This is a genomic window from Anaerotignum sp. MSJ-24 (assembly GCF_018918145.1).
Classification (GTDB): Bacteria; Bacillota; Clostridia; order Lachnospirales; family Anaerotignaceae; genus Metalachnospira.
In genome coordinates this window covers 53,481-72,806 of the sequence record NZ_JAHLPX010000002.1, presented here as the reverse complement: position 1 = coordinate 72,806, position 19,326 = coordinate 53,481, and the positions used below count along the sequence as shown (strand labels likewise).

General features: G+C 38.6%; 14 protein-coding genes, 1 pseudogene, 1 CRISPR repeat array and 1 other annotated feature. Of the genes and pseudogenes, 8 read left to right on the top strand and 7 right to left on the bottom strand.

The window, feature by feature from the left end:
• Window positions 1-85: 85 nt before the first annotated feature.
• The 3 genes from leuS to KQI66_RS02040 form a co-directional block, all read right to left on the bottom strand.
• Window positions 86-2,497 (bottom strand): leucine--tRNA ligase, encoded by a 2,412-nt coding sequence (leuS, locus tag KQI66_RS02050; RefSeq protein ID WP_216427044.1) that lies wholly within the window; start codon window positions 2,495-2,497, stop codon window positions 86-88.
• Between the two features lie 54 nt (window positions 2,498-2,551).
• Window positions 2,552-2,779 (bottom strand) — a binding site (T-box leader).
• Between the two features lie 102 nt (window positions 2,780-2,881).
• Window positions 2,882-3,217, bottom strand: a complete 336-nt coding sequence (locus tag KQI66_RS02045; RefSeq protein WP_216427043.1) for a TfoX/Sxy family protein — start codon at window positions 3,215-3,217, stop codon at window positions 2,882-2,884.
• Between the two features lie 23 nt (window positions 3,218-3,240).
• Window positions 3,241-4,062 (bottom strand): MerR family transcriptional regulator, encoded by an 822-nt coding sequence (locus tag KQI66_RS02040; protein WP_330654962.1) that lies wholly within the window; start codon window positions 4,060-4,062, stop codon window positions 3,241-3,243.
• Between the two features lie 219 nt (window positions 4,063-4,281).
• Here KQI66_RS02040 and KQI66_RS02035 point away from each other — a divergent pair, with 219 nt between their 5' ends.
• The 5 genes and pseudogenes from KQI66_RS02035 to KQI66_RS02015 all read left to right on the top strand — a co-directional run bounded on the left by KQI66_RS02035 (window position 4,282) and on the right by KQI66_RS02015 (window position 12,202).
• The gene (locus KQI66_RS02035) at window positions 4,282-4,725 is read left to right on the top strand and encodes an NfeD family protein (RefSeq protein ID WP_216427042.1); all 444 of its coding nucleotides are present in this window, start codon (window positions 4,282-4,284) and stop codon (window positions 4,723-4,725) included.
• Window positions 4,726-4,769: 44 nt separating this feature from the next.
• Window positions 4,770-5,705 (top strand): SPFH domain-containing protein, encoded by a 936-nt coding sequence (locus tag KQI66_RS02030; RefSeq protein WP_216427041.1) that lies wholly within the window; start codon window positions 4,770-4,772, stop codon window positions 5,703-5,705.
• A gap of 145 nt (window positions 5,706-5,850) precedes the next feature.
• Window positions 5,851-7,134 carry an RNA-guided endonuclease InsQ/TnpB family protein gene (locus KQI66_RS02025; protein ID WP_216427040.1) on the top strand — a complete coding sequence of 428 codons (1,284 nt, stop codon included), beginning with the start codon at window positions 5,851-5,853 and terminating at the stop codon, window positions 7,132-7,134.
• Between the two features lie 282 nt (window positions 7,135-7,416).
• Window positions 7,417-8,390: direct repeats of the CRISPR family, unit length 32 nt; unit sequence GTCGCGATTTGCGTAGGTGCATGGGATGAAAA.
• 391 nt (window positions 8,391-8,781) lie between these two features.
• Window positions 8,782-9,204: pseudogene (gene tnpA, locus KQI66_RS02020) on the top strand (IS200/IS605 family transposase).
• 220 nt (window positions 9,205-9,424) lie between these two features.
• Window positions 9,425-12,202 carry an ATP-binding protein gene (locus KQI66_RS02015; protein ID WP_216427039.1) on the top strand — a complete coding sequence of 926 codons (2,778 nt, stop codon included), beginning with the start codon at window positions 9,425-9,427 and terminating at the stop codon, window positions 12,200-12,202.
• 83 nt (window positions 12,203-12,285) lie between these two features.
• Here KQI66_RS02015 and KQI66_RS02010 read toward each other — a convergent pair whose 3' ends face one another.
• Window positions 12,286-12,804, bottom strand: coding sequence for a TetR/AcrR family transcriptional regulator (locus KQI66_RS02010; protein WP_216427038.1), 519 nt, complete (start codon window positions 12,802-12,804; stop codon window positions 12,286-12,288).
• Between the two features lie 184 nt (window positions 12,805-12,988).
• Here KQI66_RS02010 and ftsH point away from each other — a divergent pair, with 184 nt between their 5' ends.
• Together ftsH and KQI66_RS02000 are read left to right on the top strand one after the other, a co-directional pair.
• Complete coding sequence (ftsH, locus tag KQI66_RS02005) at window positions 12,989-14,812, top strand: ATP-dependent zinc metalloprotease FtsH (protein WP_216427037.1); 1,824 nt, start codon at window positions 12,989-12,991, stop codon at window positions 14,810-14,812.
• A gap of 4 nt (window positions 14,813-14,816) precedes the next feature.
• Complete coding sequence (locus tag KQI66_RS02000; protein WP_216427036.1) at window positions 14,817-15,644, top strand: glycosyltransferase family 8 protein; 828 nt, start codon at window positions 14,817-14,819, stop codon at window positions 15,642-15,644.
• A gap of 47 nt (window positions 15,645-15,691) precedes the next feature.
• Here KQI66_RS02000 and KQI66_RS01995 read toward each other — a convergent pair whose 3' ends face one another.
• Window positions 15,692-16,150 carry an Lrp/AsnC family transcriptional regulator gene (locus tag KQI66_RS01995; protein WP_216427035.1) on the bottom strand — a complete coding sequence of 153 codons (459 nt, stop codon included), beginning with the start codon at window positions 16,148-16,150 and terminating at the stop codon, window positions 15,692-15,694.
• A 26-nt stretch (window positions 16,151-16,176) separates the two neighbouring features.
• Between KQI66_RS01995 and KQI66_RS01990 the strand changes: the two genes are divergently transcribed.
• Complete coding sequence (locus KQI66_RS01990) at window positions 16,177-17,616, top strand: MATE family efflux transporter (RefSeq protein ID WP_216427065.1); 1,440 nt, start codon at window positions 16,177-16,179, stop codon at window positions 17,614-17,616.
• A gap of 291 nt (window positions 17,617-17,907) precedes the next feature.
• Here KQI66_RS01990 and KQI66_RS01985 read toward each other — a convergent pair whose 3' ends face one another.
• Together KQI66_RS01985 and KQI66_RS01980 are read right to left on the bottom strand one after the other, a co-directional pair.
• Window positions 17,908-18,354: a threonine/serine exporter family protein gene (locus KQI66_RS01985; protein WP_216427034.1), complete on the bottom strand. Its 447-nt coding sequence runs from the start codon at window positions 18,352-18,354 to the stop codon at window positions 17,908-17,910.
• On the bottom strand, window positions 18,351-19,124 hold the full coding sequence (locus tag KQI66_RS01980; protein ID WP_216427033.1) for a threonine/serine exporter family protein: 774 nt from the start codon (window positions 19,122-19,124) through the stop codon (window positions 18,351-18,353). The genes KQI66_RS01985 and KQI66_RS01980 overlap by 4 nt, the downstream gene beginning before the upstream one ends.
• Window positions 19,125-19,326: the final 202 nt, after the last annotated feature.

The following is a 19,326-nucleotide window of genomic DNA, read 5'->3' as shown; positions in this document are numbered from 1 at the left end:
TAATAGAAATGATTTTTGTGAAATATTATTAAAAATATATCCGCCAATCGTGCTGAAAGGCGGATATAAAGTTAATTATTAATTTTTATTTTACTACAATGTTTACGATTCTTCCGGGAACATAGATTTCCTTAACGATTGTTTTTCCGTCAAGTCTGCTTCCGAGAGCATCTTTAGCCTTTGCTATAACGCTGTCCTTATCCTCGTCCTTTTCAACAGTAAGGTTTTCTCTTACCTTGCCGTTTACCTGAACCGCAACAGAAACAGTGTTTACAACAAGCTTGCTGTCATCATATTCGGGCCATTTAGCCGAGAATACTGTTTCCTCATGTCCAAGACCATGCCACATTTCCTCTGCAATATGCGGAGTGAAGGGTGCAAGAAGGATAATAAGTGTTTCAAGATCGCTCTTATCAATGCCGCCCTGTTTCTTTGCAACATCAATAAGTGAGTTTGTATATTCCATGAAGCCGCTGACAACAGTGTTCATTGTAAGAGCATTAAGTCTTGTTGTGATTTCCTTTACAAGCTTGTTCTTTACAAATTCGCTTTCTGCAGTAGGTTTAGCAGGCTTGTCCTTATATTCGTCATAGAACTTCCATACCTTGTTGAGATAACGGAATACACCGTCGATACCTCTGTCGTCCCATTCCGAATCAAGTTCGGGCGGGCCAACGAAAAGCTCGTACATACGGAGTGAGTCGCAGCCGTATTTTGCAACAAGCTCATCGGGTGAAACTACGTTGCCCTTTGATTTACTCATCTTAGCACCGTCTTTGTTAATCATACCCTGATTGAACAGTCTGTGGAACGGCTCTGTGAATTCTACAACACCGATGTCATAGAGAAATTTTGTATAGAATCTTGCATAAAGCAGATGAAGAACCGCATGCTCGATACCGCCTACATAAAGGTCAACAGGTGCATATTTCTTGAGGTTTTCCTTGCTTGCAAGCTCCTTGTCGTTGTGAGGATCTGTGTAACGAAGGAAATACCAGCTTGAGCCTGCCCACTGAGGCATTGTATTTGTTTCTCTCTTGGCAGGGCCGCCGCAGCAAGGGCATGTTGTGTTTACCCAATCATCAATAGCTGAAAGGGGAGATTCGCCTGTGTCTGTCGGCTGATAGCTTTCAACCTCGGGAAGAAGTACGGGAAGCTGATCCTCGGGAACGGGAACCGCACCGCACTTGGGGCAGTGAACGATGGGAATAGGCTCGCCCCAATATCTCTGCCTTGAGAATACCCAGTCACGAAGCTTGTAGTTGACTGTCTTTTTGCCGATACCCATTTTTTCAAGCATTTCAGGAGCTTTTTTCTTAGCCTCGAAAGCTGTCATTCCGTCGAAAATAGGTGAGTTTACAATTACGCCGTCACCTGTGTAAGCCTCTTCAAGCTCTTTTTCTTCCGCACCTTCGGGTCTGATAACCTCAATGATAGGAAGGTTGAATTTCTTTGCAAAGTCAAAGTCACGCTGGTCATGTGCAGGTACACACATGATTGCACCGGTACCGTAATCAGCAAGAACATAGTCTGAAACCCAGATAGGAATTTCTTTTTTGTTAAGAGGATTGATTGCATAGCTGCCTGTGAACACACCGGTCTTCTCTCTGTCTGACATACGGTCAACAGATGATTTTGTTGATGCGGCATAGCAGTATGCTTCCATTGCGTCCTTCTGCTCAGGTGTAGTAATGTCCTTAACAACCTTGTGCTCAGGTGAAATAACCATGAATGTTGCACCGTAAAGTGTATCGGGACGTGTTGTGTATACAGTAAGCTTTTTGTCTGTTCCGGCAACCTCAAAGTCTACTTCTGCACCGTAGCTTCTGCCGATCCAGTCTGTCTGCATCTTTTTAACCTTTTCGGGCCATTCAAGCTGGCTGAGGTCATCAAGAAGTCTGTCTGCGTATGCTGTAATCTTGAGCATCCACTGACGAAGGTTCTTCTTTGTTACCTGTGAGCCGCATCTTTCGCATACGCCGTTTGTTGCCTCTTCGTTTGCAAGAACGCATTTACAGCTCGGGCACCAGTTAAGGGGCATTTCCTTTTCGTATGCAAGACCTTTTTTGAACATCTGGACGAATATCCACTGTGTCCATTTATAGAATGAAGGATCTGTTGTGTTTACTTCTCTGTCCCAATCGTAAACGGCACTGATTTCATGAAGCTGACGTTTTACGTTGGCAATGTTTTCTGCTGTTGAAATAGCAGGGTGGATGTTATGCTTGATAGCAAAGTTTTCGGCAGGAAGACCGAATGCGTCCCAGCCCATGGGATGAAGAACATAGTATCCCTGTAAAATTTTATATCTGCTTATAACATCGCTTAGAACGTAGCCTCTCCAGTGGCCTACATGAAGACCTGTGCCCGAAGGGTACGGAAACATATCAAGACAATAGTAATTCGGCTTGCCTTCAGCTTCTTTGTTTACGGGATTTTTCTCCCATTCGGCACGCCATTTTTTTTCAATTTCACGAAATTCGTAACGTGAACTCATCTGTAAAACCTCCCAGTTAGAAATTAAGGATTGCATAAAAAAATCCTTCATCTCGTTAGAGACGAAGGATATCTTCGCGGTACCACTCTAAGTTTACTGTTAAAAAAAGAAACAGTACACCTCGATGCCTTTAACGCAGTGCATACGCCAATGCTTACTTAAATATATTGTTCGGCATGGTACTCAAAGGCGAGTTCGGCAAAAAACATCTGTCTGCTTGCACCGGACGCAGACTCTCTGGAAAATGCTGTAATGCTTACTATTCCTTATCACAGTTTTTTTCAATATGTGTATTAGATTAACATATATGAACCGAAAATTCAAGTGTTTTATTGGTTTTAAATACAAAATGCTTAAAAATAGGCAGTTTGGAATAAAGCTATTCTATAATTTTTTGGAACGGGCAGTTTTTTTGACCTTAGGTTCAGGCAGTTCACTGTACATGGCATGGAATAAACCTGTCAGAAAATCCTTATTATCAACCTCATCAACCAGCAGCATATCCTTTGCACCGTCATAAGGCTTTTCATAAACAGCTGTCGGCATATAGGAAACAGCCGATTTTACAGGCTTTACAAGCAGTCTGTCATCATATATGACGCCGATAATTTTTCCACGATAGTATAATATAAATTCTCCCATCATCTGTCTGTATGTAATTTCATCTAATCCCGATAATTGTTCCAAAATATAATTAAGATATTCTTTACTTGATGCCATAGCTTTTCTCCATATTTATGTTTTTATTCTCTGTTTTTATCTTTCGGCATATGTATCTGTATCTCATATATGCAGTTATTAAAGCTGTTGAAATTATCCTCATATTCATCGGCTATTACTATCGGAGGAGAGTTTATGTCGTCCCATATTTTGTCGGCGGCATTTTTTATAAGCTCGGGTGAATCCGAAAGCCCGTCGCTGAGTATTTTTGAACGCAGACAGAAATAGTTTCCGGCAGGAATTTTTATTATTCCGTCGTGCTTCTCCTGCGGTTTTTCCTTCATATATATGTAGTAATGTGTCGGAACTATTTTTCCTTCTATAAGTGATTTATAATCAAGAATATATCCGTTCTGCCTTATAAAGCGGCAGTTTTTAAATTCTGCCGAATTCTTTTTCTGCGTAAGCCGGTATCCGGCATAGCCGTATATGGGTTCATTTGAATTTACAGGCTCGGCAAGTACATATGTGTCCGGTCTTTTATCGCGAAACGGCAGAGAATTAAAACCGCAGTCGTCCGTATGTCTGTAATATTTTATATAGCTGCATATGTCGTTTTTTATTTCCGTAAGCCTTTTTATTTCCGCATCTATTGTTAAAGTATGCTTTTCCAGCTTTTCCACAAGGTCGTCAACTGAGTTGCTTTCCAGCGAAGAGCGTATCTCGTCCAGAGAAAGACCGAAATCCTGTAAATATTTAATTCTGTCGATGTAGTTAATCTGGTCGTAGGTATAACGCCTGTAACCAGTTGCTTCGTTCACAAAGGCAGGCTTGACAACACCTATTTTGTCGTAATATCTTAAAGTCTGTGATGATATTCCTATCAGCTTTGAAACTTCACATATTGTATATAATTCCTTTATAATAATCTCCTGTATGAAGTTTACACTATATCAATAATAAAAATCAAGAATATTAGAGTTGACTATAATGTTAAAAATGTTAATGGGTTATGTTTTGGAATAAATACACAAAATAATTAAATTTTTATGAAACCTTTATTGACTGCATTGCTATTTTAACTGATATAAAATATAATGAAAATATTATAGGAGGTGTTTTATATGCCATCATTAAATCCGACCACAATTTGGATAATAGCATTGATTGTTTTTCTTTTTATTGAGATAGTAACAACAGGGACACTTGTGTCAATATGGTTCTGTGCCGGTGCATTCGCGGCATGGCTCGCCGCCCTTGCGGGAATATCGTTTGCCGTTCAGTCTATAATATTTGTTGCGGTTTCGGTTATACTTCTTATTGCACTTAAGCCATTTGTTAACAGACATATACATAAACATATTGTCAGCACAAACGCAGATGCAGTGATAGGTACACACGGAATAGTTACGGAAGAAATAAATAATATTGCCGAAACAGGCGCCGTAAAGGCAGACGGAAAGCTTTGGACTGCCCGTTCGGTAAGTGAGGATGTAATCATTCCGGAAGGAAGCGAGGTGAACATACTCAAAATAGAAGGTGTTAAGCTTATTGTCAGCAAAATTTGATGAATTAGTGTTTATTAAAATCTTGAAAGGAGAATAAAATATATATGTTTATTTTAATCTTAATAATTATTATTGCCATCATTCTTTTGGCAAACATTAAAATCGTTCCTCAGGCAAGAGCATATGTAGTTGAGAGACTTGGCGCATACTATGTAACATGGAGCACAGGTCTGCATATAACGATTCCCATACTTGACAGGATTGCAAAGAAAATAAGTCTTAAGGAACAGGTTGCGGACTTTCCGCCTCAGCCGGTTATTACTAAGGATAACGTAACAATGCAGATAGATACGGTTATTTATTTACAGGTAACAGACCCCAAGCTGTACTGCTATGGTGTCGATAATCCAATAAAGGCTATCGAAAACCTTACGGCAACAACTCTCCGTAACATAATCGGTGAGCTTGAGCTTGACCAGACACTTACATCGAGAGATATTATCAACTCAAAAATGCGAGTAATACTTGATGAGGCAACGGACGCATGGGGAATAAAAATAAATCGAGTTGAGCTTAAAAACATCATGCCTCCTAAGGAAATACAGGATTCCATGGAAAAGCAGATGAAGGCAGAGCGTGAAAGACGAGAGAAAATACTTCAGGCAGAAGGTGAAAAGCGTTCGGCAGTCCTTGTTGCGGAAGGTGAAAAAGAGGCGGCAATACTTCGTGCAGAGGCAAATAAAGAGGCAGCAATTCTTAAGGCAGAGGCTGATAAGGAAGCCGCAATCAGACGTGCGGAAGGTGAGGCAGAGGCTATTCTTAAGGTACAGAACGCAACAGCCGAAGGCCTTAAAATGCTCAATGCAGCATCTCCCGAAGCAAATGTAATAGCGATAAAGAGCCTTGAGGCATTGCAGAAGATGTCCGACGGCAAGGCAACAAAAATTATCATTCCTTCGGAAATTCAGGGTATGGCAGGACTTGCCACATCGTTTAAAGAGCTTATAAAGGAAGATAAGGAAGAAAAAGAGAATAAGTAAAACCGATTTGTTTTAATAGGGTTTGATTTGGGCGTAGCAGTCGTGATGATTGCTGCGCTTTTTAAGTGTGATAAAATATGTAATTGAATTTAATTTATAACTGTGTTATATTAATACATATCATACAAGAAAGGAGGTAAGAAAAATGGTCTTAACAAGAAAACTTCAACTTGTACCTTGCGCTGAAGGAATGAGTAAGGAAGAGGCTAAAAAGGAAGTAGACAGAGTTTATAAAATACTGAGAGATGGTATTTATGCACAGAATAAAGCCTATAACATATTTATCAGTAGAAGATATACAGCTATTTTACTTGGTGCTTCAAAAGAAGAACTTGCAAAATTGACATTGATTGGTGAAAGAAATCCTAAAAAAGATGATCCGAGTTATAGTCTTTATGAATACGGAAAGATTAACTTTATAAAAGGAATTCCGCAAGCCAGTGCATTAGGTCAACATGCAATCAGTGATTTGAGTAAACAGAAAAAAGACGGTCTTTTCAAAGGGAAAGTTGCACTTGCATGCAGAAGGTTAGATGCACCTATGTGGATTAAACAGAAATATGAATTTTATCATAATTATGCTGATAACAAAGAACTTTCTGAGAATCTGTACAGTGAAGATTTGAAAATATATATGAAGCTGGCTAATATATGTGTTTTTGAAGTTGTTCTGGGAAATCCTCATAAATCTGCAGCAATCAGGGCTGAATTAGAGCGTGTTTTTGATGAGAACTATAAAAAGCTTGATTCATCAATTCAAATAGTAAACAATAAGATTATGTTATATCTTGCTATTAATATTCCGGAAAAACAGATAGAATTAAAAGAAGATGTTGTTGTCGGAGTAGACCTCGGTATTGCGATTCCTGCTGTTTGTGCATTAAATAACAGCCGGTATATTAAAAAATCTATCGGCTCGGCTAATGAATTTTTGCGAATACGAACTCAGCTTCAATCTGAAAAAAAGAGACTTCAAAGGAAACTTAGGGACACTAACGGCGGACATGGAAGAAAGAAAAAGTTAGCTCCGTTAGATAAACTATCTAAGAGAGAAAGAAACTTTGTCCAGACTTATAATCACATGATTAGCAGAAGAGTAGTTGATTTCGCTGTAAAAAACAATGCAAAGTATATTAATGTGGAAGATTTGTCTGACTATAAGAATAATGGTTCAGAGTATATTTTAAGAAACTGGTCATATTATGAATTACAGCAACAAATAGAATATAAGGCGGAAATGTATGGGATTGTTGTCAGAAAAGTTAATCCGTATCATACATCACAGATATGCTCACAATGTGGTCATTGGGAAGAAGGCCAACGAAAAAGCCAGTCTGAATTTGAATGCAAAGCATGCGGATATACAGCGAATGCCGATTTTAATGCTGCACGAAATATAGCACTTTCAACTGATTTTGTAAAAAAATAATTTATAACACAGCAGTAACACCATAAAAACTAAATTAACTGTTTTTGTTACTGTCTGCGGGCGATTTCACGTCCGAAATATGAGGGTGTAAAAAGAAATTTAAGTATTTTTGCAATATCCACTCATAAAACCGTGCATCTACATAAGTTGCGAACAAGTGCGAACCGTAAGCTCACATTGCATTTGCGCCGATAATTAATTTGATTGTGCCGAGCTTTTCTTGAAAAGTAACATTGCTGTGCAATATATGGTATCGTACATTACAAAATGTTGTGCTTTGCTGTCGCGATTTGCGTAGGTGCATGGGATGAAAAGATGACTTTATAAATTGATGTGTCAACTGTTACGTCGCGATTTGCGTAGGTGCATGGGATGAAAAAGTGATGCGGATTTACCGTTTTTAGGTACAGAAGCGTCGCGATTTGCGTAGGTGCATGGGATGAAAATTCGATTCTCACATAAATGCCGGGTATGTCCGCCCAGTCGCGATTTGCGTAGGTGCATGGGATGAAAACGCACTAACCTTTTTTTTGATACAGTACCAGTAAGTGTCGCGATTTGCGTAGGTGCATGGGATGAAAAGATGTCGTTAAAATCTAATTCAGCAGCACGCTTTTGTCGCGATTTGCGTAGGTGCATGGGATGAAAAGACAAAGAATTTCCCGCTTTTATGCAGAATATTAAGTCGCGATTTGCGTAGGTGCATGGGATGAAAATGGTTATTCAGACAGCTTAAAAGGCCATGTTATTGAGTCGCGATTTGCGTAGGTGCATGGGATGAAAAAAGCATGAGCACTGAAGCAGACATGTGGCGTGACAGTCGCGATTTGCGTAGGTGCATGGGATGAAAAGATTGTTACATACGTCAATGCAACATTTTATCCTAAGGTCGCAATTTGCGTAGGTGCATGGAATGAAAATACGCCATATCGGCGTCGGACTGTATGCTGACATCGTCGCAATTTGCGTAGGTGCATGGAATGAAAAGCCCTCAAAGCAAGCAAATTGTAAAGTATGGATTGTCGCGATTTGCGTAGGTGCATGGAATGAAAAGACATGAGATTTTTACTCGACATAAAACAACCACAAGTCGCAATTTACGTAGGTGCATGGGATGAAAAGAATTCTGACAAGACAGATAATGAAAAATATTTACGTCGCAATTTGCGTAGGTGCATGGAATTAAAAATTAAATATGTTTAGTGCATCATCCTTATTACGTACGTCGCAATTTACGTAGGTGCATGGAATTAAAAATTAATTCTATCATTGCTTCATACATTTCAGATTGTCGCAACTTGCTATTTACATGTAATGAAAGGAGCTCAGCGTTCGGGACGTAGATACCTCAGGCTCTGTTGTAATTTGCATAAATATAATCAATATATTAAAATTAAAAGGGAAAGTCTGAATGATTTTCTCAGTTTGCATACAAAGTGGTATTTAGCCGTTAGTGATATGTACCCTCTTTACTGGACAAACCAGTAAGGAGGGTATTTTTGGCGCTTATAGCATGAATAAACCACTGGTTCTGCCATGGGTAGATAAAAATACCTTGGTAAATAAAAGCCTCCGTGATAGTATAAGTGAAGGTTTAGCCACCGCATCACATATAGGAATCAAGGAGGTTTTTACAAGAAAAGTGAAATAAGACATACAGCACATTCAACATACAGATGTGAATATCACGTGATATTTGCACCGAAGTATAGAAGAAAGATAATCTATAAGGAATTAAAACGTGATATAGGAGCAATACTGCAAAATATGTAATGAATTAAAAGTAGAGATAATAGCAGCAGAAGCATGCCCAGACCACATACATATGTTAGTAAGCTTACCACCGTATATGAGTGTATCACAATTTGTAGGGACACTCAAAAGTAAGATTGCACTAATGATATTCAATAGGCATGCAAATTAAAAGCATAAATACATAAACAGAAATTTCAGGTGTAGATGATACTATGCAGATACAGCAGGAAAGAATTAAAAGATTATAAAGGAATACATAAAAATAAACTGGAAGAAGACTACATAAAGAATGAAATGTCGTTAAAAGAATCATAGACTGTTTACAGGTAATATATACAATAATAGTAGCATTTGTTTTATTTAATTAATTGGTTGGCATAAATTGACATAGAAATATATAAGTGTATAATAAATAATTATATTGTGTATTTACAATTTTTATTAAGGGGAAAGGTGTATGATTGCAAACGTGTGTATTAATAAAAAACAGAAAGGCATAATTAAACATATATTAACATCTTTTGTTTCTGTATTAATGATGATATGCATGCTTGCAAATACGGCATATGCGGCTAATGTACCCAAAGAGGAAACGCCTGATTATAAGGTGGCTTTTTATGCATTTGATTGTTTTAATATGCAAGACAAAAACGGTATGCGTTATGGATACGGATACGAAATGATGCAGAATTTGTCAAAATATATGCAATGTACATTTTCCTATGTCGGATACGACAAGACAGCAAACGAATGTGTAGATATGCTCCGAAATGGTGAGCTTGATATATATACTGCGGCAAGAAGTACACCGGAAAGACAAAGTGAATTTGCAATTTCAAAGCACCTGTCAATTACGGCCACAACATGTATGAATGTTAAAGTCGGAAATGACAAAGTTGTGGAAGGCGATTATTCAACATATAACGGGCTGCGTATCGGTCTGCTTGCAAAACATACATATAATCCGCAGTTTCTTGAATGGGCTGAATCAAAGGGCTTTACTTATGAAATAAAATACTATGAAACACAGACCGAGCTTTCTAAGGCTCTTATAGATAATGAGATTGACGCAATTGTCAACAGCTATATATGTACACCGGAGGATGAACGTATCATTGAGAACTTCGGACAGACACCTTATTACATTATGGCTCGAAAAGAGGATCAGGCTCTTATTGATAAAATAGATGATGCGATAGACAGAATGAATGTCGAAAATCCTAACTGGAGAGTTGATCTTTATAATAGATATTACGGAACACAAAACGCCAGTATTGAATTTACTAATGATGAACAGGCATTGCTTGATAAACTCATTGCCGACGGTACAGTTATTACTGCCGTTATGAATCCCGATAGAAAGCCATATTCGTTTTTTGATAACGGAACCGCATCGGGAATTGATGCTGAAATTTTTATCGCAACGGCTGAAAAACTCGGACTTAAATATGAAATAATGCCGGTTGCCAGCCGACAGGAGTATATGGACATTATCTTAAATGGCAAGGCCGACATATGGATTGATTCCGAATGTGATTACATAGACGACAATCAGTTTAAATATAAATTTACTGATCCTTATCTTACAAGCTCCGTATCGGTACTGCGCAGCAGAGGTGCATCGGGAAAGATTAAAAAAATTGCAGTGCTTGACAATAATGTTGATGTCAAAGAAATTTTATCATCAAATTGGCCTGATGTGGAAATAGTCAGCGTTACAAGCACGGACCGGTGTATACAGCAGATAGTTTCCGGAAAGGTTGACGGTGCTTTGCTTCCTACCTATACTGCACAAAGACTTGCACGCGATGATGTTCAGAACAGACTGAGAGTTGACATTGTTCCGGGAGTAGAGTTTGATTTATGTATGGGCATAAATGCAAATGTTGATTATAATTTTTACGGTATCTGGTCAAAAACGCTTTCATTGGTTTCTGCTGATATAAGATCTGAAATTGTTCAGTCATATGTTGAAGAAGCATCAACGACTACACCTATTGAATATCTGTTTGACCATCCGACTGTATTCATTATAATTGTTGCGGTTGTATTGTTGATAATATTCCTGATTGTTTTGTATTTCCAGTCGGTAAAAAGCAAAAATATCCAGACGGAAATTTCAAAAAAGCTTGCTGTTGCGCTTAATGATGCAGAAGTGGCGACAGAGGCCAAAAATGAATTTTTTTCGAAAATGAGCCATGACATACGAACTCCTCTTAATGTTGTGCTCGGAATGACTCAGATTGCACAGAAATATAAAAATGATATGCCTAGATTGTCAGAGGCTCTCGACAGTATAACATCGGAAGGTAATTATCTTTTGGTGCTTATTAATTCGATTCTTGATGTAAATCAGCTTGAGCATGGACATATGGAATTGGTAAATACTCCGTTTAATGTTACCGAATGCGTAAGACAGAGTACGGATATACTTAAACCACTCGCGGATAAAAAAGAACAGAAGCTTAATGTAAAATACAACTGCGATAATTTTGTTGTTATCGGAGATTCCAACCGATTCAGCCAGATAATAATTAATATTGTTTCCAATGCAATAAAGTATACAGAAGACGGAGGAACAATAAACGTAAGTCTTGAATGTTCTCCGGATTTGAGATGTAAATTTATCTGCAAAGATAACGGAATAGGTATGACTGAGGATTTTGTAAGCCATATAACGGAGGATTACGTAAGAGCGGAGGACAGCCGTGTTTCCAAAATACAGGGAACCGGTCTTGGTATGTCGGTTGTTAAAGGCTTTACCGAGCTTATGAACGGGACATTATCAATAAAGAGTAAGCTCGGGGAAGGTTCAACATTCGTTGTTGAAATTCCTTTCATGCAGGCAACAAAAGAGCAGATAGAGGATATATTAAATCCTGCCGAAAACGAAACTGATATTTATGAAAAATTTACGGGCAAAAAGGTTCTTCTGGTAGAGGATAATGAACTTAATGCTGAAATCGCAACAGAGCTTCTTCAGAGTATCGGCTTGACGGTTGACTGGGCAGAAAACGGTGCTATTGCGGTAGATCGTTTCAATAATTCAAAGCCTGATGAGTATTTTGCTATATTCATGGATATGCAGATGCCGGTTATGGACGGTGTTGAGGCAACAAAGACTATCCGTAACAGCAACCAACCTGATAACGGAATACCTATCTTTGCAATGACAGCTAATACATTTGCTTCGGACAGAAAACGCTGTCGCGATGCCGGTATGAACGGATATATAGCAAAGCCCATAAATGTTGAGGTTATTGTAACAACATTGAATGAAGGAACGAAAGACGAAGATAAAAAACATAAATGAAATAGTGATAAATTAAAAAATATACGCTTTCCGATTGGATTGCGTATATTTTTTATGTTGCGATATAAGGATTTATGCGTGTTTTATTCAGGTTTGCACATTTTTTTGATTGTTTTAACAACCTCGTCGGGCGGTGCTTTAAAATCGTTATGCAGCCATTCCTTTATAAGCTGAAAAATTCCGCCTGTGTGATATACGATTGCAAGACGGGCCTCTTCGCTGTCCGATTCCAGTCCCATATGTTTTTTTGCAAGCATAGTGTTTCCTTTAAGCAGTATTGGAAAAAGCAGGTCAATTTTTCCGGCTCTGTCGAGGCTTTTCAGCAATGTTCGGCAATCCTTTATATTGAGAAGGTACCTTTTTTCAAATTCGTCTGAGTTTTTATAGACATTTATATCATCTTTTTCATTTAATTCTCTAAGACGTTCTTCTGCCGCTTTGAATATAACATCGTCCTTTGAATCAAAATGGCGGTAAAAGCTCATTCTTGATACTCCGGCTTTTTTTGTTATGTCAGTTACGGTTATTTTATCGTAGCTGTGTTGTTCCATAAGCAGTATCAGTGCAGTATAGATACATTCTTTTGTTGAATCTGCGGACATATGTTGCATAATCTCCTTTCTGTAACAAATTTTGTATTCACTATTGAATTTCGTCTTTAGCTATATTATAATACAAAAAATAGAAAGTTACAAGTGTAACATTAGTGGTGATTCACAACGATTGTAACAAATATATTTTTATAAAACAGGATATAATTTTAGCAGACGAGGAGCGTGATTTTTTATGCAGGAAGTTAAACCGGACAAAAAACCAATGTATATGTTTTGGCTTATTGCATTGGTTGTTTTATGTATTTTGAATATGGTTGTTTTCCCGGCAGCTGTTAATTCAAGAGTTAAAGAGGTTGATTACGGAACATTTATGACCATGATGGATGACAAAAATATCGGTGATGTTACGATAGATACAGACGAAATCGTGTTTACCGATAAAGCCGGAACACAGATTTATAAAACCGGTAACCTTAACGATCCCAATTTGGTTGACAGACTTTTTGAATCCGGAGCGTCTTTTAATAAGGAAATAGTTAAACAAATGAGTCCTTTGACATATTATTTCCTCAGTCTTGTTGTTCCGATACTTATAATGGTTGCTCTTTCCAGATGGGTTTCAAAGAAAATGGCCGATAAGCTTGGAAGCAATCCGACTATGATGCAGTTCGGTATGGGCGGAAACAACGGAGCAAAGATATATGTAAAGAGTGATACAGGTATTAAGTTTAAGGATGTTGCAGGTGAGGAAGAAGCCAAGGAACTTTTGCAGGAAATAGTCGATTATCTTCATAATCCTCAAAAATATACGGAAATCGGTGCATCACTTCCCAAGGGTGCTTTGCTTGTAGGCCCTCCCGGTACAGGTAAAACGCTTCTTGCGAAAGCTGTTGCAGGTGAGGCAGATGTTCCCTTCTTCTCAATCTCAGGTTCTGAGTTTGTTCAGATGTTCGTTGGTATGGGCGCCGCTAAAGTAAGAGATCTCTTTAAACAAGCAAAGGAAAAGGCCCCCTGTATAGTATTCATAGATGAGATTGATACAATAGGTAAAAAACGTGATGGTCAGATAGGCGGAAATGATGAACGTGAGCAGACATTAAACCAGCTCCTTACAGAAATGGATGGCTTCGACGGAAACAACGGTGTTGTCATTCTTGCGGCTACAAACCGTCCGGAATCTCTTGATCCGGCACTTCTCAGACCCGGCCGTTTTGACAGACGTATTCCCGTTGAGCTTCCGGATTTACAGGGACGTATCGATATACTTAAGGTTCATGGTGCAAAAATTAAAACAGCCAATGGCGTTGACTATTCTGAAATAGCGAGGGCAGCTGCCGGTGCATCAGGTGCCGAGCTTGCCAATATAATCAATGAGGCGGCTCTTCGTGCCGTAAGAATGGGAAGAAGAAAGGTAGAACAGCAGGACCTTATGGAAAGTGTTGAGGTAGTAATTGCGGGCTATCAGAAGAAAAACAAAATACTTTCCGATAAAGAAAAGCTTATTGTTTCTTACCATGAGGTAGGTCATGCGCTTGTTGCAGCACTCCAGACAAACTCCGCACCTGTGCAGAAAATAACTATTATACCGAGAACATCGGGTGCTTTGGGTTATACAATGCAGGTTGATGAAGGCGAGCATTACCTTATGTCAAAAACCGAAATCGAAAATAAGATTGCAACATTCACAGGCGGTCGTGCCGCAGAAGAAATAATATTCAAGGAAATAACGACAGGTGCGTCAAACGATATTGAACAGGCAACAAAGCTTGCAAAGGCAATGGTTTCTCGTTTTGGTATGACGGATAAATTCGGCATGGTTGCAATGGAAACAATGAACAACCAGTATCTCGGCGGAGATACAAGCCTTACCTGTTCAGCCGAAACACAGACAAAAATTGATGAAATGGTTGTCAATATTGTCGAAACACAGCACGATAAGGCTAAAAAGCTTCTTGAAGATAACATAATGAAGCTCCATGAAATTTCTAAATATCTCTATGAGAATGAAACAATAACAGGCGAAGAATTTATGCAGATACTCAGTAAAAAGGATTGATTAAATGAATTTTCTCTTCACACTTGATAAGAATTATATTGAACCGCTGAAAATGTGCCTGCTTTCTATTATGCGTTTTCCGTCAAAGGACGGCTGGAATGTCTATATAATAACCAAGAATACCGAGGATTTTAACGACTTTGTGGGAAATATGGAACGGCTTAAGGAAGGATTGAAAATTCATCTGATAGAGGCTGATGACAGTATATTTAAGGGATTTCCGGAAACTGTCAGATATTCCAAAGTGGTTTATTACCGCATATTTGCATCGGAATTTCTGCCGAAAAATATGGACAGGGTGCTTTATCTTGATCCGGATATAATTGTCATAAATTCCCTTGAAGAGCTTTATAATACCAATCTTGACGGATATTATTATGCGGCATGCAGCCACACAAAGACGTTTTTGAATGATGTGAACAGAATAAGGCTCGGAATGAAGAAAAACACACCGTATATCAATTCGGGAGTTATGCTTATGAATCTTGATGAACTTAGAAGAAACCAGACAATAAAGGAAGTGTTTGATTACGTCAAGAAATATGGAAAGCACTTTATTCTTCCTGATCAGGATATAATTTCCGCATTATACGGAGATAAAATAAATCTGCTTGATACTCTGAAGTATAATATCAGTGACAGAATTATAAAAATGAACAATCTAAATCCAAAGAATGAATATATTGATATAAATTGGGTTTGGGAAAACTCAGTCATTATTCACTATTATGGTGAAAATAAGCCATGGAAAGATGATTATAACGGCATTTTGGGCAGATTTTATGAGGATATAGCCAAGCTGGCAAAAGAAAAAAATATATTTGAGAATTAAGCAAAAATTAATGCACCGAATGAAGAAGTTCGGTGCATTTTTGCGTCCTATAATCTTAAGCCTTTTATGTCCTTTATGCTTGATAGAATAACATTTGTGCTTATTGAAACAATGTCCGGAAGCTTGTCGATTACCTCGGAAAGAAAGCCTTCAAGCTCATCGTGGTTTGCGGCAACGGCATGTACATGAAGCCGGCATTTGCCGGTAGTGCGGTAAATTTGCGTTACGGTAGGACAGTCACACAAAAGCTGTATAACCTTTGTAAAGCTTGAAGGTGATGTTTCTATTTCAAAATAGCATGAAACAGCACCGCCGAGCTTTTGTGGATTTATTATTGTTGTGTATTCTTCTATAATTCCCTGTGCTTCAAGAGCATCTATATGGTTTTTTATTGCAACACGGGAAAGTCCCAATCGGTCGCCGATTTCCGAATAGGTGTATCTCGCATTTTCTATAAGCAGTGTAATTATTTTCTGGTCGATTTCGTCTAAGCCGTCAAGATACATAAATATCACCTCTATGACAGTATAGCATAGTTGTAGTTGTATTTCAATATGAAAGTTATATATTGCATTATGTAAGCAAAAATGGTATAATGCTTACTATAATTAATTATAATGTTATGGGTGATTATATGTATCGAGATTTAACCAAAGGAAGTATAACCAAAGGACTTGTACTGTTTGCACTGCCCATGATGGCAGGAAATCTGCTGCAACAGCTTTATAACATTGCCGATACGCTGATTGTCGGTCAGGCTCTCGGAAAAAACGCACTTGCGGCAGTCGGTTCGGCTTATACGCTGATGACATTTCTTACTTCGATTTTTATAGGGCTTTCAATGGGAGCGGGAGCATTGTTTTCTATTTATCTTGGAAAAAACGACAGAGATTCGCTGAAAAGTGCAATAGTCCATGCCTTCGGGCTTATTATGTCTGTAACGATTGTTATGAATATTATCGTTTACATATGCGTTAATCCGATACTTACTTTTTTGCAGGTTCCCGATGAGCTTTACGGTTCAATGAAGGAGTATATAATAATTATATTTGCCGGACTTATCGCAACCTCGCTTTATAATTTCTTTGCCTGTCTGCTTAGGGCAGTCGGAAATTCTATGACGCCGTTGTGGTTTCTCGGAACATCTGCATTGCTTAATATAGGTCTGGATATGTTGTTTGTGCTTGTTTTTCATTGGGGAATTGGCGGTGCGGCTGCGGCAACGGTTGCGGCACAGTATGTTTCGGGAATAGGCATATCGATATATTATCTTACGAAATGCAAGGATTTTATTCCGAGCAGAAAGCACATGAAATGGAATAAAGCTATTTTAAAGGAAATATGCGATATGTCCATGCTCACTTGTGTTCAGCAGTCGGCAATGAATTTCGGTATACTGCTTATACAACGTCTTGTTGACAGTTTTGGTGCGGTAACAATGGCGGCATTTGCAGCGGCAGTAAAGATTGATACATTTGCATATCTTCCGGTTCAGGATTTCGGAAATGCGTTTTCTACATTTATTGCACAGAATTATGGTGCAGGGTATACATCACGTATACGTGAAGGCTTTAAGAAGGCAACGGCATTGTCGGCAGGCTTTTCAGCGGTGATCTCTGCACTTGTATTTGTATTTGCTGAGCCGCTTATGAGGATTTTTATAAAAGCCGAGGAAACACAGGTGCTTGCCGTCGGTGTACAGTATCTGCATATTGAAGGAGCGTTTTATGTAGGAATAGGCTGTTTGTTTCTGCTTTATGGATTTTATCGTGCGGTTAAACGACCGGGAATGTCGGTTGTGCTTACGGTAATATCACTCGGAATGCGTGTTGTATTGGCATATACGCTTGCCGGACCGATAGGTGAGATAGGTATATGGATGGCAATACCGATAGGCTGGGTGCTTGCGGACATAATGGGTTACGGATATTATTTCGCAAAAAGGAAAAAGCTTCTGCCAAGAGAAGAATAAAACTATTGAAAAACCTATGGGACTCTGTCCCATACCCTGCGAACCTTTAAAACTGTCAGAACTTTGCTTCGCAAAGTGGTCTTCGACCACCGCATCATGGTCAAAGCATTTTGCTACGCAAAACGGTCTGCGACCGCCCCGTTTTCTTCGGGGTGCATACTTTGCGGTTCATTGCTCGATCTAAATTTTCTGAATTATATTTAATTTTAAAATTGTATGAATTTGAATTAAATAATAATTTAAAAAACATAAGAAAAGCCCATGTAATCACACATGAGCTTTTTCTGTATTTTAAGCTTTGGCTTTGTCTCTGTTTTTGAATATTCCTTCCGGCAGTGAAAGCACAATCAATATCGCTATTACGCACATACCAACTATTTTTATGCACTTCATTGTTTCTGTCATTGCCATATCAAGGTTGTTCATAATAAGCGCATAACAGGCGTTATACATATTTCCGCCGGGCGAAAGCGGAAACACAGAAGGAAGAACATATACCATCACAGGTATCTCTCGTCTATTAGATGTAAATCTTGCAAGAATTGCTATGGCGAAGGCGCCGAAGAAATTCGCAAATGTTCCCATACTGCAAAACTTAACAAGATAATAATATATTCCGTAACCTATGCCGCCGAAAAGCCAGCAGAAAACCAATTCTTTTTTGGGCGTATTGTACACAATCGCAAAAAACATACATGCAAGCGATGCAAGCAGCATTTCTATTAAAACTGTTCTCATAATGAAACATTACCTCCCAAAAGCTTCCATAATATCATAGCAAAGGCAACTCCGGTGCTTATTGCGGCGGCGGTAAGTATTGCTTCATATGCACGGGTCATGCCGGATGTATAATCGCCGTGAAGAATGTCGTTTACCGAATGAACAAAGGGTACTCCCGGAGCAATGGGCATCAGTGTTCCGATTATTATTTTATCAAGCATTGAACCCATACCGAAACGCATAAACAATACCGCAAGGAAACCGACCACAAAGCCTCCGCAGCAGTTTACAAGAAACGTAAATGTGTTTTTGGCGTTTAATGCCTGCACAAAAATTCCCATACATACTCCTACGCATACTGAAACAAGGCCGTCTATTATCTGGCCTCCGAACATAAGCGTTCTAAAACAGCCTGCCATACCATAGGCAAGTATTGTTATCCAGTACGGATAGGTCGCCTTTGAATCGGCATTTTTAAGTTCCACAAGTGCCTGTTCAGCTGTGAGTTCGCCGGCAACAAATGAATTTACTATGTCTTCAATAAGGGATATATGCTCCGTGTGCATTTTTTTCTTCGGCACCTGTTTCATAACGGTTATAACGCCTTCATCGACAGATTCCACTGTTATAACAATACCGGTTGTTGTAACGAAAATTTCATGGTTTCTGAACTTGCAGGGCTCAAGTATTTTGTTTATAAGACCTTCTATTCTATGTGTTCCGCAACCGTTGGCAAGCATTCTTTCGCCGGTGGTTACGGCAAATTCGAGGATATTTCGACTGTTCACCTAAACTGCATCTCCTGACTGTATCAAACTGCATGGTTTAATTGAAAATTTGCATAACATACATGATAACAGAATGTCAGATAAAAATATAATGACAATTATAAACAAATTTTTTGACGTTTTGTTATACATATTTGACAGAACAGAGCATAAAACGGCTGATACAAAAAATTTGGTGACATTAGCCGAATTTTGGTATATA

What these genes read in the sequence shown, in the direction of transcription:
- KQI66_RS02015 (WP_216427039.1), top strand. Translation starts at nt 9,425, where the DNA reads ATGATGATATGCATGCTTGCAAATACGGCATATGCGGCTAATGTACCC.
- KQI66_RS02035 (WP_216427042.1), top strand. Translation starts at nt 4,282, where the DNA reads ATGCCATCATTAAATCCGACCACAATTTGGATAATAGCATTGATTGTT.
- KQI66_RS02010 (WP_216427038.1), bottom strand. Translation starts at nt 12,804, where the DNA reads ATGTCCGCAGATTCAACAAAAGAATGTATCTATACTGCACTGATACTG.
- KQI66_RS02025 (WP_216427040.1), top strand. Translation starts at nt 5,851, where the DNA reads ATGGTCTTAACAAGAAAACTTCAACTTGTACCTTGCGCTGAAGGAATG.
- KQI66_RS02030 (WP_216427041.1), top strand. Translation starts at nt 4,770, where the DNA reads ATGTTTATTTTAATCTTAATAATTATTATTGCCATCATTCTTTTGGCA.
- KQI66_RS02000 (WP_216427036.1), top strand. Translation starts at nt 14,817, where the DNA reads ATGAATTTTCTCTTCACACTTGATAAGAATTATATTGAACCGCTGAAA.
- KQI66_RS02045 (WP_216427043.1), bottom strand. Translation starts at nt 3,217, where the DNA reads ATGGCATCAAGTAAAGAATATCTTAATTATATTTTGGAACAATTATCG.
- leuS (WP_216427044.1), bottom strand. Translation starts at nt 2,497, where the DNA reads ATGAGTTCACGTTACGAATTTCGTGAAATTGAAAAAAAATGGCGTGCC.
- ftsH (WP_216427037.1), top strand. Translation starts at nt 12,989, where the DNA reads ATGCAGGAAGTTAAACCGGACAAAAAACCAATGTATATGTTTTGGCTT.
- KQI66_RS01995 (WP_216427035.1), bottom strand. Translation starts at nt 16,150, where the DNA reads ATGTATCTTGACGGCTTAGACGAAATCGACCAGAAAATAATTACACTG.
- KQI66_RS01985 (WP_216427034.1), bottom strand. Translation starts at nt 18,354, where the DNA reads ATGAGAACAGTTTTAATAGAAATGCTGCTTGCATCGCTTGCATGTATG.